Annotated in this window: 12 protein-coding genes; 9 read left to right on the forward strand and 3 right to left on the reverse strand. The window is 65.2% G+C overall.

Features of this window, described 5'->3' with window-relative positions:
* Window positions 1-172 precede the first annotated feature (172 nt).
* Complete coding sequence (locus F3H41_RS06730) at window positions 173-2,443, reverse strand: glycoside hydrolase family 9 protein (protein ID WP_244616087.1); 2,271 nt, start codon at window positions 2,441-2,443, stop codon at window positions 173-175.
* Between the two features lie 265 nt (window positions 2,444-2,708).
* On the opposite strand from F3H41_RS06730, the gene F3H41_RS06735 reads away from it, so the two are divergent.
* From F3H41_RS06735 to F3H41_RS06755, 5 genes are all read left to right on the forward strand, one after another.
* Entirely contained in the window at window positions 2,709-4,037 is a 1,329-nt protein-coding gene (locus F3H41_RS06735) for an aspartate aminotransferase family protein (RefSeq protein WP_149737798.1), read from the forward strand.
* A 338-nt stretch (window positions 4,038-4,375) separates the two neighbouring features.
* Window positions 4,376-6,262: an amylosucrase gene (locus F3H41_RS06740; RefSeq protein ID WP_210246645.1), complete on the forward strand. Its 1,887-nt coding sequence runs from the start codon at window positions 4,376-4,378 to the stop codon at window positions 6,260-6,262.
* Window positions 6,263-6,440: 178 nt separating this feature from the next.
* Window positions 6,441-7,334 carry an aldose 1-epimerase family protein gene (locus F3H41_RS06745; protein WP_149737800.1) on the forward strand — a complete coding sequence of 298 codons (894 nt, stop codon included), beginning with the start codon at window positions 6,441-6,443 and terminating at the stop codon, window positions 7,332-7,334.
* Window positions 7,335-7,418: 84 nt separating this feature from the next.
* On the forward strand, window positions 7,419-9,116 hold the full coding sequence (gene ade / locus F3H41_RS06750; RefSeq protein ID WP_149737801.1) for an adenine deaminase: 1,698 nt from the start codon (window positions 7,419-7,421) through the stop codon (window positions 9,114-9,116).
* Window positions 9,117-9,317: 201 nt separating this feature from the next.
* Window positions 9,318-10,307, forward strand: coding sequence for a glycosyltransferase family 2 protein (locus F3H41_RS06755; RefSeq protein WP_188129358.1), 990 nt, complete (start codon window positions 9,318-9,320; stop codon window positions 10,305-10,307).
* On the opposite strand, the gene F3H41_RS06760 is transcribed toward F3H41_RS06755, so the two are convergent.
* A complete protein-coding gene (locus tag F3H41_RS06760; protein WP_149737803.1) occupies window positions 10,304-11,935 on the reverse strand; it encodes an alpha-glucosidase in 1,632 nt (543 codons plus the stop codon). The genes F3H41_RS06755 and F3H41_RS06760 overlap by 4 nt on opposite strands.
* 184 nt (window positions 11,936-12,119) lie before the next feature.
* On the opposite strand from F3H41_RS06760, the gene F3H41_RS06765 reads away from it, so the two are divergent.
* The 4 genes from F3H41_RS06765 to F3H41_RS06780 all read left to right on the forward strand — a co-directional run bounded on the left by F3H41_RS06765 (window position 12,120) and on the right by F3H41_RS06780 (window position 14,780).
* A complete protein-coding gene (locus F3H41_RS06765; protein WP_244616088.1) occupies window positions 12,120-13,190 on the forward strand; it encodes an Ldh family oxidoreductase in 1,071 nt (356 codons plus the stop codon).
* Entirely contained in the window at window positions 13,162-14,076 is a 915-nt protein-coding gene (locus tag F3H41_RS06770) for a sugar kinase (RefSeq protein WP_149737804.1), read from the forward strand. Before F3H41_RS06765 ends, F3H41_RS06770 begins: the two co-directional genes overlap by 29 nt.
* A 69-nt stretch (window positions 14,077-14,145) precedes the next feature.
* The gene (locus tag F3H41_RS06775; RefSeq protein ID WP_149737805.1) at window positions 14,146-14,394 is read left to right on the forward strand and encodes a type II toxin-antitoxin system prevent-host-death family antitoxin; all 249 of its coding nucleotides are present in this window, start codon (window positions 14,146-14,148) and stop codon (window positions 14,392-14,394) included.
* Between the two features lie 5 nt (window positions 14,395-14,399).
* Window positions 14,400-14,780, forward strand: a complete 381-nt coding sequence (locus F3H41_RS06780; RefSeq protein ID WP_210246646.1) for a type II toxin-antitoxin system VapC family toxin — start codon at window positions 14,400-14,402, stop codon at window positions 14,778-14,780.
* 68 nt (window positions 14,781-14,848) lie between these two features.
* On the opposite strand, the gene der is transcribed toward F3H41_RS06780, so the two are convergent.
* A complete protein-coding gene (gene der, locus F3H41_RS06785; protein ID WP_149737807.1) occupies window positions 14,849-16,273 on the reverse strand; it encodes a ribosome biogenesis GTPase Der in 1,425 nt (474 codons plus the stop codon).
* Window positions 16,274-16,307: the final 34 nt, after the last annotated feature.

A 16,307-nucleotide genomic window follows, 5' to 3' on the forward strand; every position in this document is an offset into this window, starting at 1 on the left:
GCGGAAACCTTCGACCTGCTGAATTTGGTCCGGAGGCTCCGCAAAATACATTCACCTGAACATTGACGACGACGTAAGATGCGCGACGGATCGTGCCAGTCGCGCCGCCTCACGCGGCGCTCCACCGGGACGTCCGCTTACAATGCCGCGCGTGACCGCAGCGACGGCATCCTCAGCGTGCATCGGCGAGGAACGAAGCCACGGCAAATAAGGGCGCGTTCCAGTTGATGGCCATCTCGTTGGTGCCCCAGGACATGATGTCGTCGATGTAGCAGGCCTGCGGCGCGCAGCCTTGGAGCTTTTCCTTGGCGACGTCGTCGAGCAGCGTGCCGTTCGGTCCGCCGGCAAGCGTGCCCGGCGGCGGAGGCGGCAGATCATCGTCCAACTGACGGGCATACCAGCGGCTATGCTGGTTCTGCGAATAATGCGCCCCATAGCCCGTGATGTAGGACAGGCCGAGAATATTGCGGCCGAGAATGTAATCCATCCCCTCGCGCACCGCCGCAAGATAGCCGGCCTGGCCGGTCAGGTCGTAGGCGGCGGCGAGCACTGTCATGTTCTGCAGCATCGCATGGTTGGAGCCCCAGCTGTAGCCGTCGGCGCCCGGACGATAGACCTGGCCGAACGGATCGAGATCCTGAACCTCGATCATGGCGCGGGCAGCGGAGACCACGCTTGCCGTCACGGCCCGGCGATCGGCGGCTGGAAGCTGCTCGCCATGGGCCGCCAGTTGCAGGCGCGCGAAGCCGGCGACATTGGCCCAGTCATAGGCCCCCTGCGGTGCAAACACCGCGCTTCCCCAGAAGGGCGAGCGCTTCGCCTCCTCGAGGAAACCGGCCTCGCCGGTGGTCAGAAACAGCTCCGTGGCGGCCCAGTAAGCCTCGTCGCCGGCATTGTCGTCCGAATAGTCGCCGCCCCCCTGCATACCATCCGACGACGGCGCGTTGAGGCCCGGATTGGCGATTGCCGCCGCATGGGCTGTCAGCGCCGCCTGCCGCAGGCGTCCGGCAAAATCGGCATCGATATCGGCAAAGAGGCGCGCGCCCATGGCTGCGGCAGCGGCAAAGCCGTAGGTCGCGGCCGTGGACGGGCGATGCAGCGCACGCGGCTTGGGATCGTCGGCCGGCAGCATGGGCAGCCCCGTCCAGGCGGTGTCATGCACCTTGTGATGCACCATGCCGGCCAGCGGGGCGCCATCCGGTACCTGCATCTTGAGGAGAAACTCCAGCTCCCAGCGTGCCTCGTCGAGAATGTCTGGCACGCTGTTGCCGTTTTCGGGCAGGCGGCCCAGCGTATCGCTGACGACGGGGGATGCGCCGCCGCCATGCGCGATGCCGCGCTCATAGGCCGACATCAGTTGTGCCACCGAGAGCGCCCCGGTGACGACATATTTGCCGTGGTCACCAGCATCGTACCAGCCGCCGGAGACATCCAGCCGGTAGTCGCAGCGCCAGTCGCCGTAAAGGCTGCGCGCCACTGCACCGTCGAGGCAGCCGACATCGGTATCGCCCTCATTCGGCGAGAGCCCCAGATGCCCCGCCGCCCGCTGATAGGCGGGATCGGCAAAGCCGGGCTCGATGGCGATGCCGCTGCGCTGCAGGGTGAACCAGGAGAGCGCATCGACCCGCAGCCGCCCATAGGTGGCAAGGCCGATCGGGAAGGTCTCGCTGGTCGCGCCGCCGGCCGTCAGTCGGAAACCCTCGCCTCTGACCTCCGCATCCGAAAAATCCGCCACATGCACCGCAACGCCCGCATTCGGATCGAGGCCGACCGGCCGCGTGCGCCCTTCGGCAACCACGGCGCCGTCCGCATCGACAAGCTGGAAATCCAGCGGCTCGGCGGCGTCCGAGACGATCGTCGCGCGCTTCGGCCCATCGCGGAAATAGCCGGACTGATTGACGAGCACGGCACTGGCCGTCGTGCTGGTGGTTACCGTTCCGGCCGGCGCCGCCGCTGTTAGTGACACATCATCGATGCAGACCGTCCGGTCCAGATCCTGACCGCCGAGCTGGAGGAGAAGCTGCGCCGGCTGCCGCTCGACGGCGCGGAACGTCTTGTCGACGGTGCTTGCAACCGGCTTGGCCTCGATGGTTTCGTCAGCATGCGCCGAATAGGGCTCGCCGTCGCGCTGCACGCGCACCGTCACCGGCCCCGCCGGTCGGGAGGACAGCGACAGCCCGAGGCGATAGCTTTGCCCCGGCGTCAGGCGAAGCCCGTTCATGCCGGCAAGCCGGTCCCAAGGCTCGCCGCCGGCCGGCACGGTGAGGCACAGGCGCCCGTCATCGCGCCGCGCCGTGACGCCGTCACTCGCCCAGAAGGCGTCGCTGCCCTCGGAAAATCCGCCATCCGCCACCATCTCGCCCGGCCCGGCGGCCAGAAGCGGCGAAGCGATCGCCACAATGGCGGTGGAAAACAGCAGGCAGGCGGGCAGGCGAAGGGCCATGACGATGTCCTGTTTCAAGGGTGCCGCATGCCGGCAGGGCTGGCGCCGCATCCGCAACGAACCATGAGCGGCCTGCGTCGCGCCGCGCCATTCAGCCACAAGAATCTGTAGAGACCCTAAACGCCGCCGATCGGCCCGCGCGCACCGGCAAGCCAGCTTGACGCCGATAGGCGCCCTGATAATTTGACCAATCAGTAAAGCGCCGGCAAATCATCCGCCCGCGCCGCTTTTGCCGTCCGGGAAGGACGGGCCACGGAGAAAACCAATGTCGAACCGCCTCAATGCCACGCCCAACGACCTGCGCGCCTTCTGGATGCCGTTCACCGCGAACCGGCAATTCAAGAAGGAGCCGCGCATGTTCGTCGGCGCCAAGGACATGTATTACACGACCCATGACGGTCGGCAGGTCCTTGATGGCACAGCGGGCCTGTGGTGCGTCAATGCCGGTCACTGCCGCCCGCAGATTACCGAAGCGATCCAGCAGCAGGCCGGCGAACTCGACTACGCGCCCGCCTTCCAGCTCGGCCATCCCAAGGCCTTCGAACTCGCCAACCGGCTGATCGACATTGCCCCCGACAATATGGCCCATGTGCTCTACACCAATTCCGGTTCGGAATCGGTCGACACCGCGCTCAAAGTCGCCCTCGCCTACCAGCGCGTGAAGGGCCAGGGCTCGCGCACCCGCCTCATCGGCCGCGAGCGCGGCTATCATGGCGTGAACTTCGGCGGCATCTCCGTCGGTGGCATCGTCGCCAACCGCAAGATGTTCGGCACGCTGCTCACCGGCGTCGACCACATGCCGCACACCCACCAGCTGTCGAAGAACGCCTTCACCAAGGGCCAGCCGGAGCATGGCGCCGACCTCGCCGAGGAACTGGAGCGCATCGTCACGCTGCATGACGCCTCCACCGTCGCCGCTGTCATCGTCGAGCCCGTCGCCGGCTCCACCGGCGTCCTGATCCCGCCGAAGGGCTATCTCCAGAAGCTGCGCGACATCTGTACGAAACACGGCATCCTGCTGATCTTCGACGAAGTGATCACCGGTTACGGCCGCCTCGGTGCGCCCTTCGCGGCCCAGTTCTTCGACGTCAAGCCGGATATCATCGTCACCGCCAAGGGCCTCACCAACGGCGTCATCCCCATGGGCGCCGTCTTCGTGACGTCGGAAATCCACGACGCCTTCATGAACGGCCCGGAACACATGATCGAGTTCTTCCACGGCTACACCTATTCCGGCAACCCGATCGCGTCCGCCGCAGCCCTCGGCACGCTCGACACCTACCGCGACGAGGGCCTGCTGACCCGCGCCGGCGAGATGGCCGCCTATTGGGAAGAAAAGCTTCATGCGATGGCCGACTGCCCGAATGTCATCGACATCAGGAACATCGGCCTGATCGGCGCCATCGAACTGAAGCCCATCGACGGCGAGCCCACCAAGCGTGCCTTCAACGCCTTCCTCAACGCCTATAATGACGGCCTCCTGATCCGGACCACCGGCGACATCATCGCGCTCTCGCCGCCGCTGATCATCTCGAAGGACGAGATCGACGAACTCTTCGACAAACTGCGCAAGGTGCTGGTCAACAACATCTGAGGATGGGTTTTTCGGGGCGGAACGTTGCCGAATGATACGGCGCGCTCGCCCCTCATCCGTCCTTCGGGCACCTACTCCCCGTCGGGGAGAAGGGTCCTTGGCGCAGAACCTCACCCCACCCGCTCTTCTCCCCGCCGGGGAGAAGATGCCGGCAGGCAGATGAGGGGGGCGTGCCCTCCGTATCGCGACACAATAGCCCCGCGCGCATCCGCTGGCCCCCCTGAACGCCCCGTGCATAGCGTCGGCCGCACGCCGCCAACCCCTTCCGGCGCCAGCTTTTACCCGCTAGACTCATGCTGGCCGCACGAGACCCGTGCGTGCCGGGAGGAAGACAGATCGTGCCGAAAAAGCCTGTGATCGCGGATTTCAACCGCGAGATTTTCGACCTGCGCCTGAAGCGCAGCCATGATGATCTCTTCGAGATGCTGGAGCGGCTCTACAGCCGCGACCGCCATTACGAGCAGTTCCTGACGGCGCTGGATGGCGTCATGCGCAAGGCCTTTGCCGAGCGTGCGGATGACCTCAAGCGGCTGGACCTGAAGCGCGATCTCGAGCCCGACTGGTTCCAGCGCTCCGACGTCAACGGCTATGTCTTCTACATCGATCGCTTCGCGGGCAATCTGAAGGGCATTGCGCAGAAACTTCCCTATCTCAAGGATCTCGCGATCAGCTACGTGCACTTCATGCCCTGCCTGAAGCCGCGCCCCGGCGACAGCGATGGCGGCTATTCGGTGATGGACTACCGGGCCGTGAACCCCGCCTACGGCACCATGGCCGATCTGGAAGCCGCAACGAAGCTGCTGCGCGACAACGGCATCAGCGTCTGCATCGATCTTGTCCTGAACCACACCGCCAAGGAACACGAATGGGCCGTGAAGGCAGCCGCCGGCGAGAAGGCCTATCAGGACTACTACCTGATGTTCGACGACGCCGCCGAACCCAAGGCCTACGAGCGCGACCTGATCGAGATCTTCCCCGAACACGCGCCGGGCAGCTTCACCCATTATCCCGCCTTCGGCAAATGGGTCTGGACCACCTTCAACGAGCACCAGTGGGATCTCAACTGGGCCAATCCGCAGGTCTTCTTGGAGATGGCCGAGGTCATGCTCTTCCTTGCCAACAAGGGCGTCGATGTGCTGCGCTTCGATGCCGTCGCCTTCATGTGGAAGCGCATGGGAACGCGCTGCCAGTCCGAGCCGGAAGTGCATATGCTGCTGCAGGCCCTGCGCGCCGTCTGCCGCATCGTCGCCCCGGCCGTCATCCATCTGGAAGAGGCGATCGTCTCGCCCTCGGAAATGCTGCCCTATCTCGGCCGCGGCGCGCATGACGGCAAGGAAGGCAATCTTGCCTACCACAATTCATTGATGGTGCAGTTCTGGTCCGCACTCGCCGCGCGCGATACGCGGCTGATGACGCATGTGATGAAGACGCATTTCCCGCCCGTCGTCACCAATGCCACCTATGCCACCTATCTGCGCTGCCATGACGATATCGGCTGGGCGGTGACCGACGAGGATGCCTCCGCCATCGGTATCGGTGGACGCGCCCACCGCGCCTTCCTGTCGGATTTCTACGAGGGCACCTTCCCCGGCTCCTTTTCGCGCGGCGCACTCTTCCAGGAAAATTCTGACACCGGCGACAAGCGCATCACGGGCGCTCTCGCCTCGCTCGCCGGCCTCGAACAGGCCGAGGAGGACGGCGATGCCGGCAAGATCGACCGCGCCATCGATCGCATCCTCATGGGCCATGCGCTGATTGCGAGCTATGGCGGCGTGCCGCTGATCTACATGGGCGACGAAATCGCCCTCACCAACGACTACGGCTACACGGCCGTGCCCGAGCACGCCCATGACAGCCGCTGGCTGAACCGGCCGATGATGGACTGGGCCCGCACCGAGGCCGCCAGCGACACGCCCGCCGGGCGGGTGCGGGACGGCGTGCGCCACATCCTGCATCGCCGCCGGGCGGTCAAAGCCCTGCACGGCGCCAATCCGACCATCGTCATCGACACCGGTAATCCCCGCCTTTTCGCCTTCCTGCGCAAGGCACCGGCCGGCCCGCTCCTCTGCCTTTTCAATTTTTCGGAGGAGTGGACGTCGATCGATTCGGGCCTTGCCGCCCATCACGGCGTCACCCGCTTCCACGACCTGCTGTCCGATGCCGATCTGCAGCTCCATGACGGCGTGATCGCGCTGCCGCCCTACGCCCGCGTCTGGCTGGCTTGAGGGCCGTCGGCGTCCGCAAGTCCCACGTCTCCCCTTGGGGAGAACAGAACACAGGCAACATCCGTTGCGCGCCTTGTTGTCTGCGATTGCCCGAGGTCAATAACGCACCGCCTTGATCGGCGGCACGCTCTGCGGCATGGTCCGGTTGCGCCGCACAAGGGCGCGCCGGAGACCCGCCATGACCGACACGCCCGAGACGCCCGTCATCGACAGCATCGCCAACGAGCACCTGACCGTCGCGGTCTCCCGCCTCGGCGCCGAACTGCACAGCATCCGGAGCGCCGATGGCCGCGACTGGCTGTGGAACGGGGACGCCGCCTGGTGGGTTGGACGCGCGCCGATCCTCTTCCCCATCGTCGGCCGCGCCCCCGACAACATGATCACCATCGATGGCGAAGCCTTCCCGATGGCGCAGCACGGTTTTGCCCGCAAGCGCGTCTTTACCCGCGCCGGCGACGCCAGCGACCGTATCGCCCACACGCTGGCCGCCGATGACGAGAGCCGTGCCATCTATCCCTATGACTTCCTGCTGACGCTGGAGCATCGCCTCGAAGGGCCGGTGCTCGTCATCACCGCGACCGTCACCAACACCGACAGCCGCCCGATCCTCTACGGCTTCGGTTTCCACCCCGCCTTCAGCTGGCCGCTGCCGGGCGGCGAAGGCAAGCCGCACGTCGTCACGCTCGGCAATGGCGCGAGCCCGCCGCTGGTCGGGCTTGAGGGCGGCCTGATCGGGCCTACGAGCCTGCCGACACCCTTCGTGGACGGGCGGCTGGCGCTCGAACACGACCTTTTCCTCAACGATGCGCTCATCATGCCGGAAGGCGCCGGCGACAGCCTGACCTTTGCGGCCGAAGGCGGCCCGGCGCTCTCCTTCCACTTTGAGAACCTGCCGGCCGTCGCGCTCTGGCAGAAGCCCGGCGCCCCCTATCTGTGCGTCGAGCCCTGGCACGGCATGGCAGCGCTTGCCGGCGCCGGCAGCGAGCTTGCCGCCCGCCCCTTCACCGTGACGCTGCCGCCGGGCGAAAGCGCCCGCTATGCCATGACGGTGGATTTCTCGGCGGCCCTCTGACCCGCCAGCCGATGATCGCGGCCGGCGCCCGGATGCGCCGGCGTCGCACACCCGGCCGACAGGCCCAAAACGGGGAACCCGCCCATGACGACCGACCTTGCCCGCCGAATCGACCAGGGAACGGGACGCGAGCCCGCCGACATCGTGCTGAAGGGCGGCCGTTTCTTCGATCTCGTTACGGGTGAACTGGTCGCTTCCGACATCGCCATCTGCGGCGAGACCATCGTCGGCACCTGCGGCACCTATGCCGGCCGGCAGGAGATCGACATTTCCGGCCTCACCGTCGTGCCGGGCTTCATCGACACGCATCTGCATATCGAATCCTCGCTGGTGACACCGCATGAATTCGACCGCTGCGTGCTGCCTTATGGCGTGACGACGGTGATCTGCGATCCGCACGAGATCGCCAACGTGCTCGGTACCGAGGGCATCCGCTTCTTCCTCGACTCGGCCGAACGCACCATCATGGACATCCGCGTCCAACTGTCCTCCTGCGTGCCCGCCACGCATCTCGAAACCTCCGGCGCCTCGCTGCCCATCGAAGCCCTGCTGCCCTTCCGCGATCATCCCAAGGTCATCGGCCTTGCCGAATTCATGAATTTCCCCGGCGTGATCCACAAGGATCCCGTCTGCATGGCAAAGCTCGAAGCCTTCCAGGACAGCCATATTGACGGCCATGCGCCCCTGCTGCGTGGCCTTGATCTCAACGGCTACCTCTCCGCCCGCATCCGCACCGACCACGAATGCACGAGCGCCGAGGAAGCGCTCGAAAAGATTCGCAAGGGCATGCACATTCTGGTCCGCGAAGGCTCGGTCTCCAAGGACCTGCACGCCCTTCTGCCGATCCTCACCGAACGTCTCTCGCCCTTCCTGGCGCTGTGCACCGATGACCGCAATCCGCTCGATATCGCCGAGGAAGGTCACCTCGACTACATGATCCGCGAAGCGATCAAAAACGGCGTCGAGCCGCTTGCCGTCTACCGCGCCGCCTCCATCTCGGCCGCCCGCGCCTTCGGCCTTCGCGACCGCGGCCTCGTGGCGCCCGGCTGGCGCGCCGATCTTGTCGTCATCGACAGCCTCGAAAGCTGCCGCGCGGCACATGTCTTTTCCGCCGGCCGCCGCGTCGATGCGGCCCTCTTCGCCACGCGCGAAGCCGTGGCGCCCGTCGGCCTGGAAAGCGTCAAGGCCGGCCACGTCGCCGCCGCCGATTTCGGCGTACCCTATCGCGAGGAAGAGACCTCCGTCATCGGCGTCCTGCCCGGCAAGATCATCACCGAGCACCGCCGTTACCGCCTGCCGGCCGACGGAAACCGCACCGGGCTCGATCTCGGCCGGGACATCATCAAGGTCGCCGTCATCGAGCGCCACGGCATCAACGGCAACCACGCCAACGGCTTCGTGCAGGGCTTCGGCCTGAAGAAGGGCGCCATCGCCTCCACCGTCGGCCATGACAGCCACAATATCTGCGTCGTCGGCGTCAATGAGGACGATATGGCGACGGCCGCCAACCGCCTCGGCGAAATCGGCGGCGGCTTCGTGGTCGTGGAGGATGGCAAGGTCACCGGCGAGATCGCCCTGCCCGTGGCCGGCCTGATGAGCCTTGAACCCTATGAAAGCGTGCGCGACACGCTGCACCACCTGCGGCAGGCTGCCTTCGCGCTCGGCGCCACGCTGCAGGAACCGTTCCTGCAACTCGCCTTCCTGCCCCTTCCCGTCATCCCCCATTTGAAGATCTCCGACAGGGGCATGGTGGACGTCGACAGGTTCGAGCTGATCGGCTGACGGTCAGAGGAAGAGCAGGTCGAACCTCTCGGTCGACGTCAGAAAAGCCTTGAGCGGCCTCACGCCCTCGATCGTCATGGCAACAAGCCGCAGGCCCGCGACGCACCGGGTTGCTGACGAACCGGGCCGGCCGGTTGCTTTTCGCCGCGGAACATGGTCTCGCATCGCAAGCCATCCCACTCCCGCGCCGAAAAGCCGCCCATGAAATCCGTCGTCCTCGCCCAGGTCCGCAATCCCAATGCCCATCTGCCGGCCTTTCTGGCCCATCACCTGAAACTCTGCGACCGCGTCATCCTGCTCGATCACAACTCGGATGTGGATCTGCGGCGCCTTCGCCAGCCCCGTGTCGATGTTTTCAGAATCGAGGCGGCGCGTTTCGCCAAGGACCTCTTCGTCGCCTATTTCCTGAAATCGCTGGAGCTTTGGCGCGACCATGATTTTCTCTTCCTGCTGGATGTAGACGAATTCCTGCCCTTTTCCACGCGACAGGAGACGCAGGCCTTCATGCAGGAACAACGCAAGACGGCGGTCCTCTCCTTCCACTGGCGCAACGGCTTTTCCAGCGCCGAAGGCCCGCTCGACGGAAGCGAGACGCTGCGCTTCACGCCCTGGCTGACCCCGACACGCAAGCTGGTCTATAATCTCAAGAAAACCGGCGACATCCTGCCGATCGAGGGCAATCACAATGCCCGCTATCCCCTCTTCGACAGCCTTCTCGTACAGATCCGCCCGAAGCGCCGTGACAGCGGGCTCGGCCTTTTCCACCTGCCGTTCATCGGCCTTGCTGGCCTGCGCGACAAGCTGGCGAGCTTTCCTGAGGCCGAGTTTCGCAGCAAGCTGATGAAGGACATGCGCGCCGTCGGCATTGCCGAAGAGCGCGCCGCCTCGCTCGACCTCACCGATGAAGACCTCATGGCCTTCATCGCCAATTACCGCAGTGAGCCCGGCGGCATCCGTCCCGGCATCACGGCTGCAGATTTCGAGCCTGTGCCCCTCTTGGCCGGCTTGCAGGACGACATCGCAGCGCAGGCCGATCGCCTTGCCGCCTGCCCGCCCATCGCCACCATCTGCGATGACGGCCGCGAGGCGGCCCTCATCGACCGCCTGCGCCGCAACCGCGTCTTTTTCAACCGCCGCCTTGCGAAGGCCTTCGGCCCGAAGCCTGGCGGGGTCTACGGCTTCCGGACCTAGACTGCCGCGCAGAACACGTCGAAGGCGTCGAGCTTCACCGTGCGGCCATCGAGATGCGCCGAGCCGAAGCCGGGCATGGCGCAGGTTTCGCGGATGGTGATGCCATCGGGCAGCAGCACTTCCTGCGGGCCGCGATGCAGGTTGAAAATGAAGAGCAGCGTATCGCCCGCCTTTTCGCGCAGGAAGGCCAGGACATCGGCATTGGTGTCGAGGAAGCGCATGCCGCCATCGAGGAGCGCCGCATGGCTGCGGCGGAAGGCGAGTGTGTCGCGATAATGCTGAAGCACGCTGGCCGCATCGTCTTGTCGATCGACGGCGAGCGGCAGATGATCGGCCGGCACCGGCAGCCAGGGCTTGCCATCGCTGAAGCCGGCCTGCGGGGCGTCCGCCTCCCAGACCATTGGCGTGCGGCATCCGTCGCGACCCTTGAAGGCGGGCCAGAAGCGGATGCCGTAGGGATCGCGCAGATCCTCGAAGGCAAGCTCCGCTTCCGTCAGCCCAAGCTCCTCGCCCTGATAGAGGCAGATGGAACCGCGCAGGGCAGCAAGCACGCTGATCGCAAGCTTCGCCACCCGCGCCCGCTCCTCCGGCGACCAGATGAAGCGGCTGACATGGCGGATGACATCGTGGTTGGAAAAGGCCCAGCAGACCCAGCCATCGGTGACGGCCGCCTGGAAGGCGGTCACGCATTTGCGGATGTGGCTGGCCGTGAAATCCGGGCTCAGCAAGTCGAAGGTGTAGCACATGTGCAGCTTGTCGCCGCCGGACGTATAGGCCGCCACCGTCTTCAGCGAGCGCGCTCCATCGCCGACTTCGCCGACCGAGGTCCGGTCGCCATATTCGTCCAGCAAGGCACGGAACCGCTGCAGGAAACCGATATTCTCGGGCTGCGTCTTGTCATAGAGGTGATTCTGCATTCCGTACGGATTGACGTCGGGTGCATCGAGACCCGTTGCGTCCGGATCGGGGATCAGCGGCGGGTTGTCGCGCAGTTCCTCGTCATGGAAGTAGAAATTGACGGTGTCGAGCCGGAAGCCATCGACGCCGCGCTCCAGCCAGAAGCGCACCGTCTCCAGCACGGCATCCTGCACCTTCGGATTGTGGAAATTCAGATCCGGCTGCGATGTCAGGAAATTGTGCATGTAATATTGCTTGCGCACGCCGTCCCATTCCCAGGCCGGACCACCGAAGATCGACAGCCAGTTGTTGGGCGCCGTGCCGTCCTTCTTGGGATCGGCCCAGACGTACCAGTCGGCCTTCTCGTTGCTGCGGCTGGAGCGGCTTTCGACAAACCACGGATGTTTGTCGGCCGTATGCGAAATCACCTGGTCGATGATGACCTTGAGACCCAGCCGGTGCGCCTCCTCCATCATCGCATCGAAATCGGCGAGCGTGCCGAACATCGGATCGACGTCGCAGTAATCGGAGACGTCATAGCCCATATCGGCCTGCGGAGAGGTGAAGAAGGGTGACAGCCAGATCGCGTCGACCCCGAGCGAGGCGATATGCGGCAGGCGCTGCGTGACGCCCTTGAGATCGCCGATGCCATCGCCGTTGGTGTCCTGGAAGGATCGCGGATAGACCTGATAGATGACTGCGCCGCGCCACCATTCCGATTGCGATGCCATGTGGTATCCCCTCGCTCGCGTGTCTCACCCCCCATAGGTAGCGGCCACCCCCCTCGGAGTAAACGCCCAGACAAACACCAATCCAAGCAATCGAGATCACGCTTGCGCCACATCGCGCATTGACCTCGCGGCCCCCGCCCCCGAAGATTGCGGCTCGCATCGCCCCACATCCGAAGGAGAGCCGGTGGAGACGCCAACGACTGCTCGCAGCGACAGACCGGTGAAACTGCCGCTCGCCGAAGCCTTCGAACTGGCCGAGGCCGCGCTTTTGGCCGCCGGCGCCGGCCGCGACATGGCAAGGGCGCTCGCCGCCGCCACGGTGGATGCGGAGGCCCATGGCCAGCCCTCGGTCGGCTTCGCCCATCTTCTGGACTACCTGGAAAGCCTCAAAGCCGGCCGCATCAACGGCAAGGCCGAACCAATTCGCGACGATCCGGCTCCCGCCATTATCCGCATCGACGCTGCCGGCGGCATCGCCCAGCATGGATTCGCGCTCGCCTTCAACGATCTCGTCGCCCGCGCCGGCAGCTTCGGCATCGCGCTCTTCAGTCTCTCGGGCTCCTACACAACAGGCGAACTCGGCTATTACACGCGCCGCATCGCGCAGGCCGGTCTCGTCGCCTTCGCTGCGACCAACGGCCCGGCGATCATGAGCGTGCCGGGCGCGACGGGACCTGTCTACTGCACGAACCCCCTCTCCTTCGCCGCACCGGCAGCCGATAGCGACGTGATCTTCTTCGACCAGTCCTCGAGCGCCACCGCCTTCGTCAACATCCGCGCGGCGGCCGAGAAGGGCGAGCGCCTTGCAGAGGGAATCGCCGTCGATGTCAGCGGCCAGCCGACCACCGATCCGGCCGCGGCGCTGCGCGGCGCGCTCCTGACCTTCGGCGCCGAACGCGGCGCCAATATCGCGCTGATGGTGGAAATCCTCGCGGCCGGCCTGACGGGGGCCAATTGGTCACTCGATGCCGGCTCCTTCACCGAGGGCAAGGCTTCGCCCGGCGCTGGCCTTCTGATCGTCGCCATCGCCCCAGCCGTGCTCGACAGGGACTTCCCCGCCCGCCTTGCCGCCCAGGCGAAGCGGCTGGAACGCATCCACGGGGTCCACATTCCCGGCCGTCGCAAGCTTGCCGCCCGCCGCCGCGCAGAACGCGACGGGATCACCTTGCCGAAAACGCTGCATGACCGTATCACCGCCTGGCTGACGAAGGACGCGAGGGATACGCATGGCTGGACATATTCTGTCGATCGGTGAGTGCATGGTGGAACTCATGCAGGCCGAAGGTGGCCTCCTGAAGAAGGGCTATGCCGGCGACACCTTCAACACCGCCTACTATGCCCGCCTTTTCTCGCCGGAAAGCATCACCGTCGATTACTTCACCGCCGTCGGCGACGAGATCGTTTCGGACGAGATGCTGGCCTTCATGGCCGGCACCGGCGTCGGCACGGGCCACATCCGCCGGATTCCCGGCCGCATGCCGGGCCTTTACATGATCCACCTGAAGGACGGGGAACGCAGCTTCTCCTACTGGCGCTCCACCTCCGCCGCCAGATGCCTTGCCGACGACGCCGACGCCCTGCGCTCCGCCATCGAAACCGCCGATACGATCATCGTCACCGGCGTGACGCTGGCGATCCTCGACGAGACCGCCGTCGAAACCCTCCTCTCCGAAATGCGCCGCGCCAAGGCCGCCGGCCGGACGGTGGTCTTCGACCCCAACATCCGCCCGCGCCTGTGGAGCGACAAGGCCCGCATGCTGGCAACAATCTCCGACGGCGCCCGCGCCGCCACCATCGCCATGCCGAGCTTCGATGACGAAGCCACCCATTTCGGCGATGCGAGCGTGGCCGACACCATCGCGCGCTACCGCGCGCTCGGCGTCGAGAACATCGTCGTCAAGGACGGCGCAAATGGCGCGACTGTAGCCTTCGGGGCCGCAGCCCCGGTTCTGGTGCCCGCCGCAAAGCCGGCCGCCATCGTGGACACGACCAGCGCCGGCGACAGCTTCAACGGCGCCTTCCTTGCGCATCTCACCCAGCATGGCGACCCCGAGGCCGCTGCCGCCTTCGCCGCCCGCATCGCCGCCGGCGTCATTGCCCACCACGGCGCGCTGATCGACAAGGCGCTGTTGCCGGCCTGACCTGCGCAAAACCTTGAAAATCCGTGCCGGACAGCGTATCCTTGGTCAGACTTGACCAAGGAGGCAGCCATGCCCGTCGTCAACATGTTGGAAGCCAAGACCCGCCTCTCCCAGCTCGTCGCTGCCGTTGAAGACGGCAGCGAGAGCGAGATCATCATCGCCCGCAACGGCAAGCCGGCGGCAAAGCTGGTGCCGATGGATGCCAAGGAAAAGCACGTGCGCAAGCTTGGCCAGTTTGAAGGCATGTTTCCGAGCATGACGTTGGAAGAGTTCGACGCCGACAATGACGAAATCGCCAAGATGTTTTACGGCGAATGAGGTACTTGCTCGACACCCATGTTGCGATCTGGACGATCAGCGATCGCACGCAAATTCCAAGGCGAATCCTTGACCTTATCGCAGACCCGGACCACGACGTTTTCGTATCCGCGGCCAGTATATGGGAGATCGCGATCAAGCATGGCCTCAAGCGGGCCAATGCACCGCCGCTGAACAGTGAAGATTCGATCAAGGCGTTTCTTTATGCCGATTTTACGCTTCTCGACATTACGACGAAGCACGCCGCTGCTGTAGAATCGATTTCAACGCCGCACGCCGACCCCTTCGACCGTCTGCTGATCGCGCAGGCCATCACCGAGCCGTTGGCTCTCATTACACGCGACAGCAAGATTGCGACCTACAGCCCGACCTTCATCACCTGGTGAGGCCAGAGCAATTCCAGCAAAACTGTGCAGCGGTTTTGCGTCCGGAATTGCGTGAAAATGCAGGAACGCTATCGCTTCTTGGCCCGGTTTTCGAACGGGTTGTCGGCGGCGCGCAGGTGGATGCGGATAGGCACGCCCGGAAGCTCGAAATCGTTGCGCAGGCCGTTGGTGAGGTAGCGCAGGTAGGATTCCGGCACGGCATCGGGACGCGTGCAGGAGATCATGAAGCCCGGTGGGCGGGCCTTGATCTGCGTCATGTATTTCAGCTTCAGCCGGCGACCTGAAACGGCCGGTGGCGGATGCTGCACCTGCTGGGTTTCGAGCCAGCGATTGAGCCGTGCGGTGGAGATACGGCGGTTCCACACCTTGTCCGTATCGACGATCGACTGCATCAGCTTGTCGAGTCCGTAACCCGTCTGTCCCGAGATCGGCACGGCGCGGATGCCGCGCGCCTGCGGCAGCAGACGCTCGGTCTTTTCCCGCAGGTCCGCAAGCACCGCCTGCGGATCGTCGATCATGTCCCACTTGTTGAAGGCGAGCACGGCGGCGCGTCCTTCGCGGATCACGAGGTCGACGAGCTGCAGGTCCTGCTTCTCGAAGGGGATCGTCGCGTCGAAGACGATGACGACCGTCTCGGCAAAGCGGATCGAGCGCAGGCTGTCGGCGACGGAGAGCTTTTCGAGCTTCTCCTGCACGCGGGCCTTGCGGCGCATGCCGGCCGTATCGAACATCTTGATGCTGCGTCCGCGCCACTCCCACTCCACCGAGATGGAATCGCGCGTAATACCGGCTTCCGGCCCCGTCAGCAGCCGATCTTCACCAAGGAAGCGGTTGATGAGCGTGGACTTGCCGGCATTCGGGCGACCGATGATCGCCACGCGCAACGGCTTGGTCTCGTCATAGACCGGCTCCACCTCGTCATCCGCAACGTCATCGGAGGTCGGCGCAAGATCAATATTGGTCTCGGCCTCGTCCACTTCCGGCGGAAAGGCTCGCTCCTCGCCGAGTGCGGCAACGATCGCATCGCGCAGATCGATCATGCCCTGGCCATGCTCGGCAGAGATCGGGCAGGGTTCGCCGAGCCCGAGCGTGAAGGCGTCGTAGAAGCCGGCATCGGAGCCGCGCGCCTCGGACTTGTTGGCCACGAGCACGACGGGCTTGCCGCGCCGGCGCAGCATTTCGGCGAGCGTCTGGTCGGCGGGCGTCAGGCCCGCCTTGGCGTCGACGAGGAAGAGCGAGAGATCGGCTTCCTCGATCGCCGCTTCCGTCTGCGCCCACATGCGGCCCTGCAGCGTATCGGGGCCGGATTGTTCGAGGCCGGCGGTGTCGATGATCGTGAAGCGCAGGTCGATGAGCTTGGCATCGCCCGGGCGCCGGTCACGCGTCACGCCCGGCGTATCGTCCACCAGCGCCAGCTTCTTGCCGACGAGCCGGTTGAAGAGCGTCGATTTGCCGACATTCGGGCGTCCGACGATGGCCACGGTGAAATTCATGGTGTCTCTCCTGCCGATGCCGGGGCGCACACCT

This window comes from Rhizobium sp. RU20A (genome assembly GCF_900155885.1).
In the GTDB taxonomy this organism is placed as follows: domain Bacteria; phylum Pseudomonadota; class Alphaproteobacteria; order Rhizobiales; family Rhizobiaceae; genus RU20A.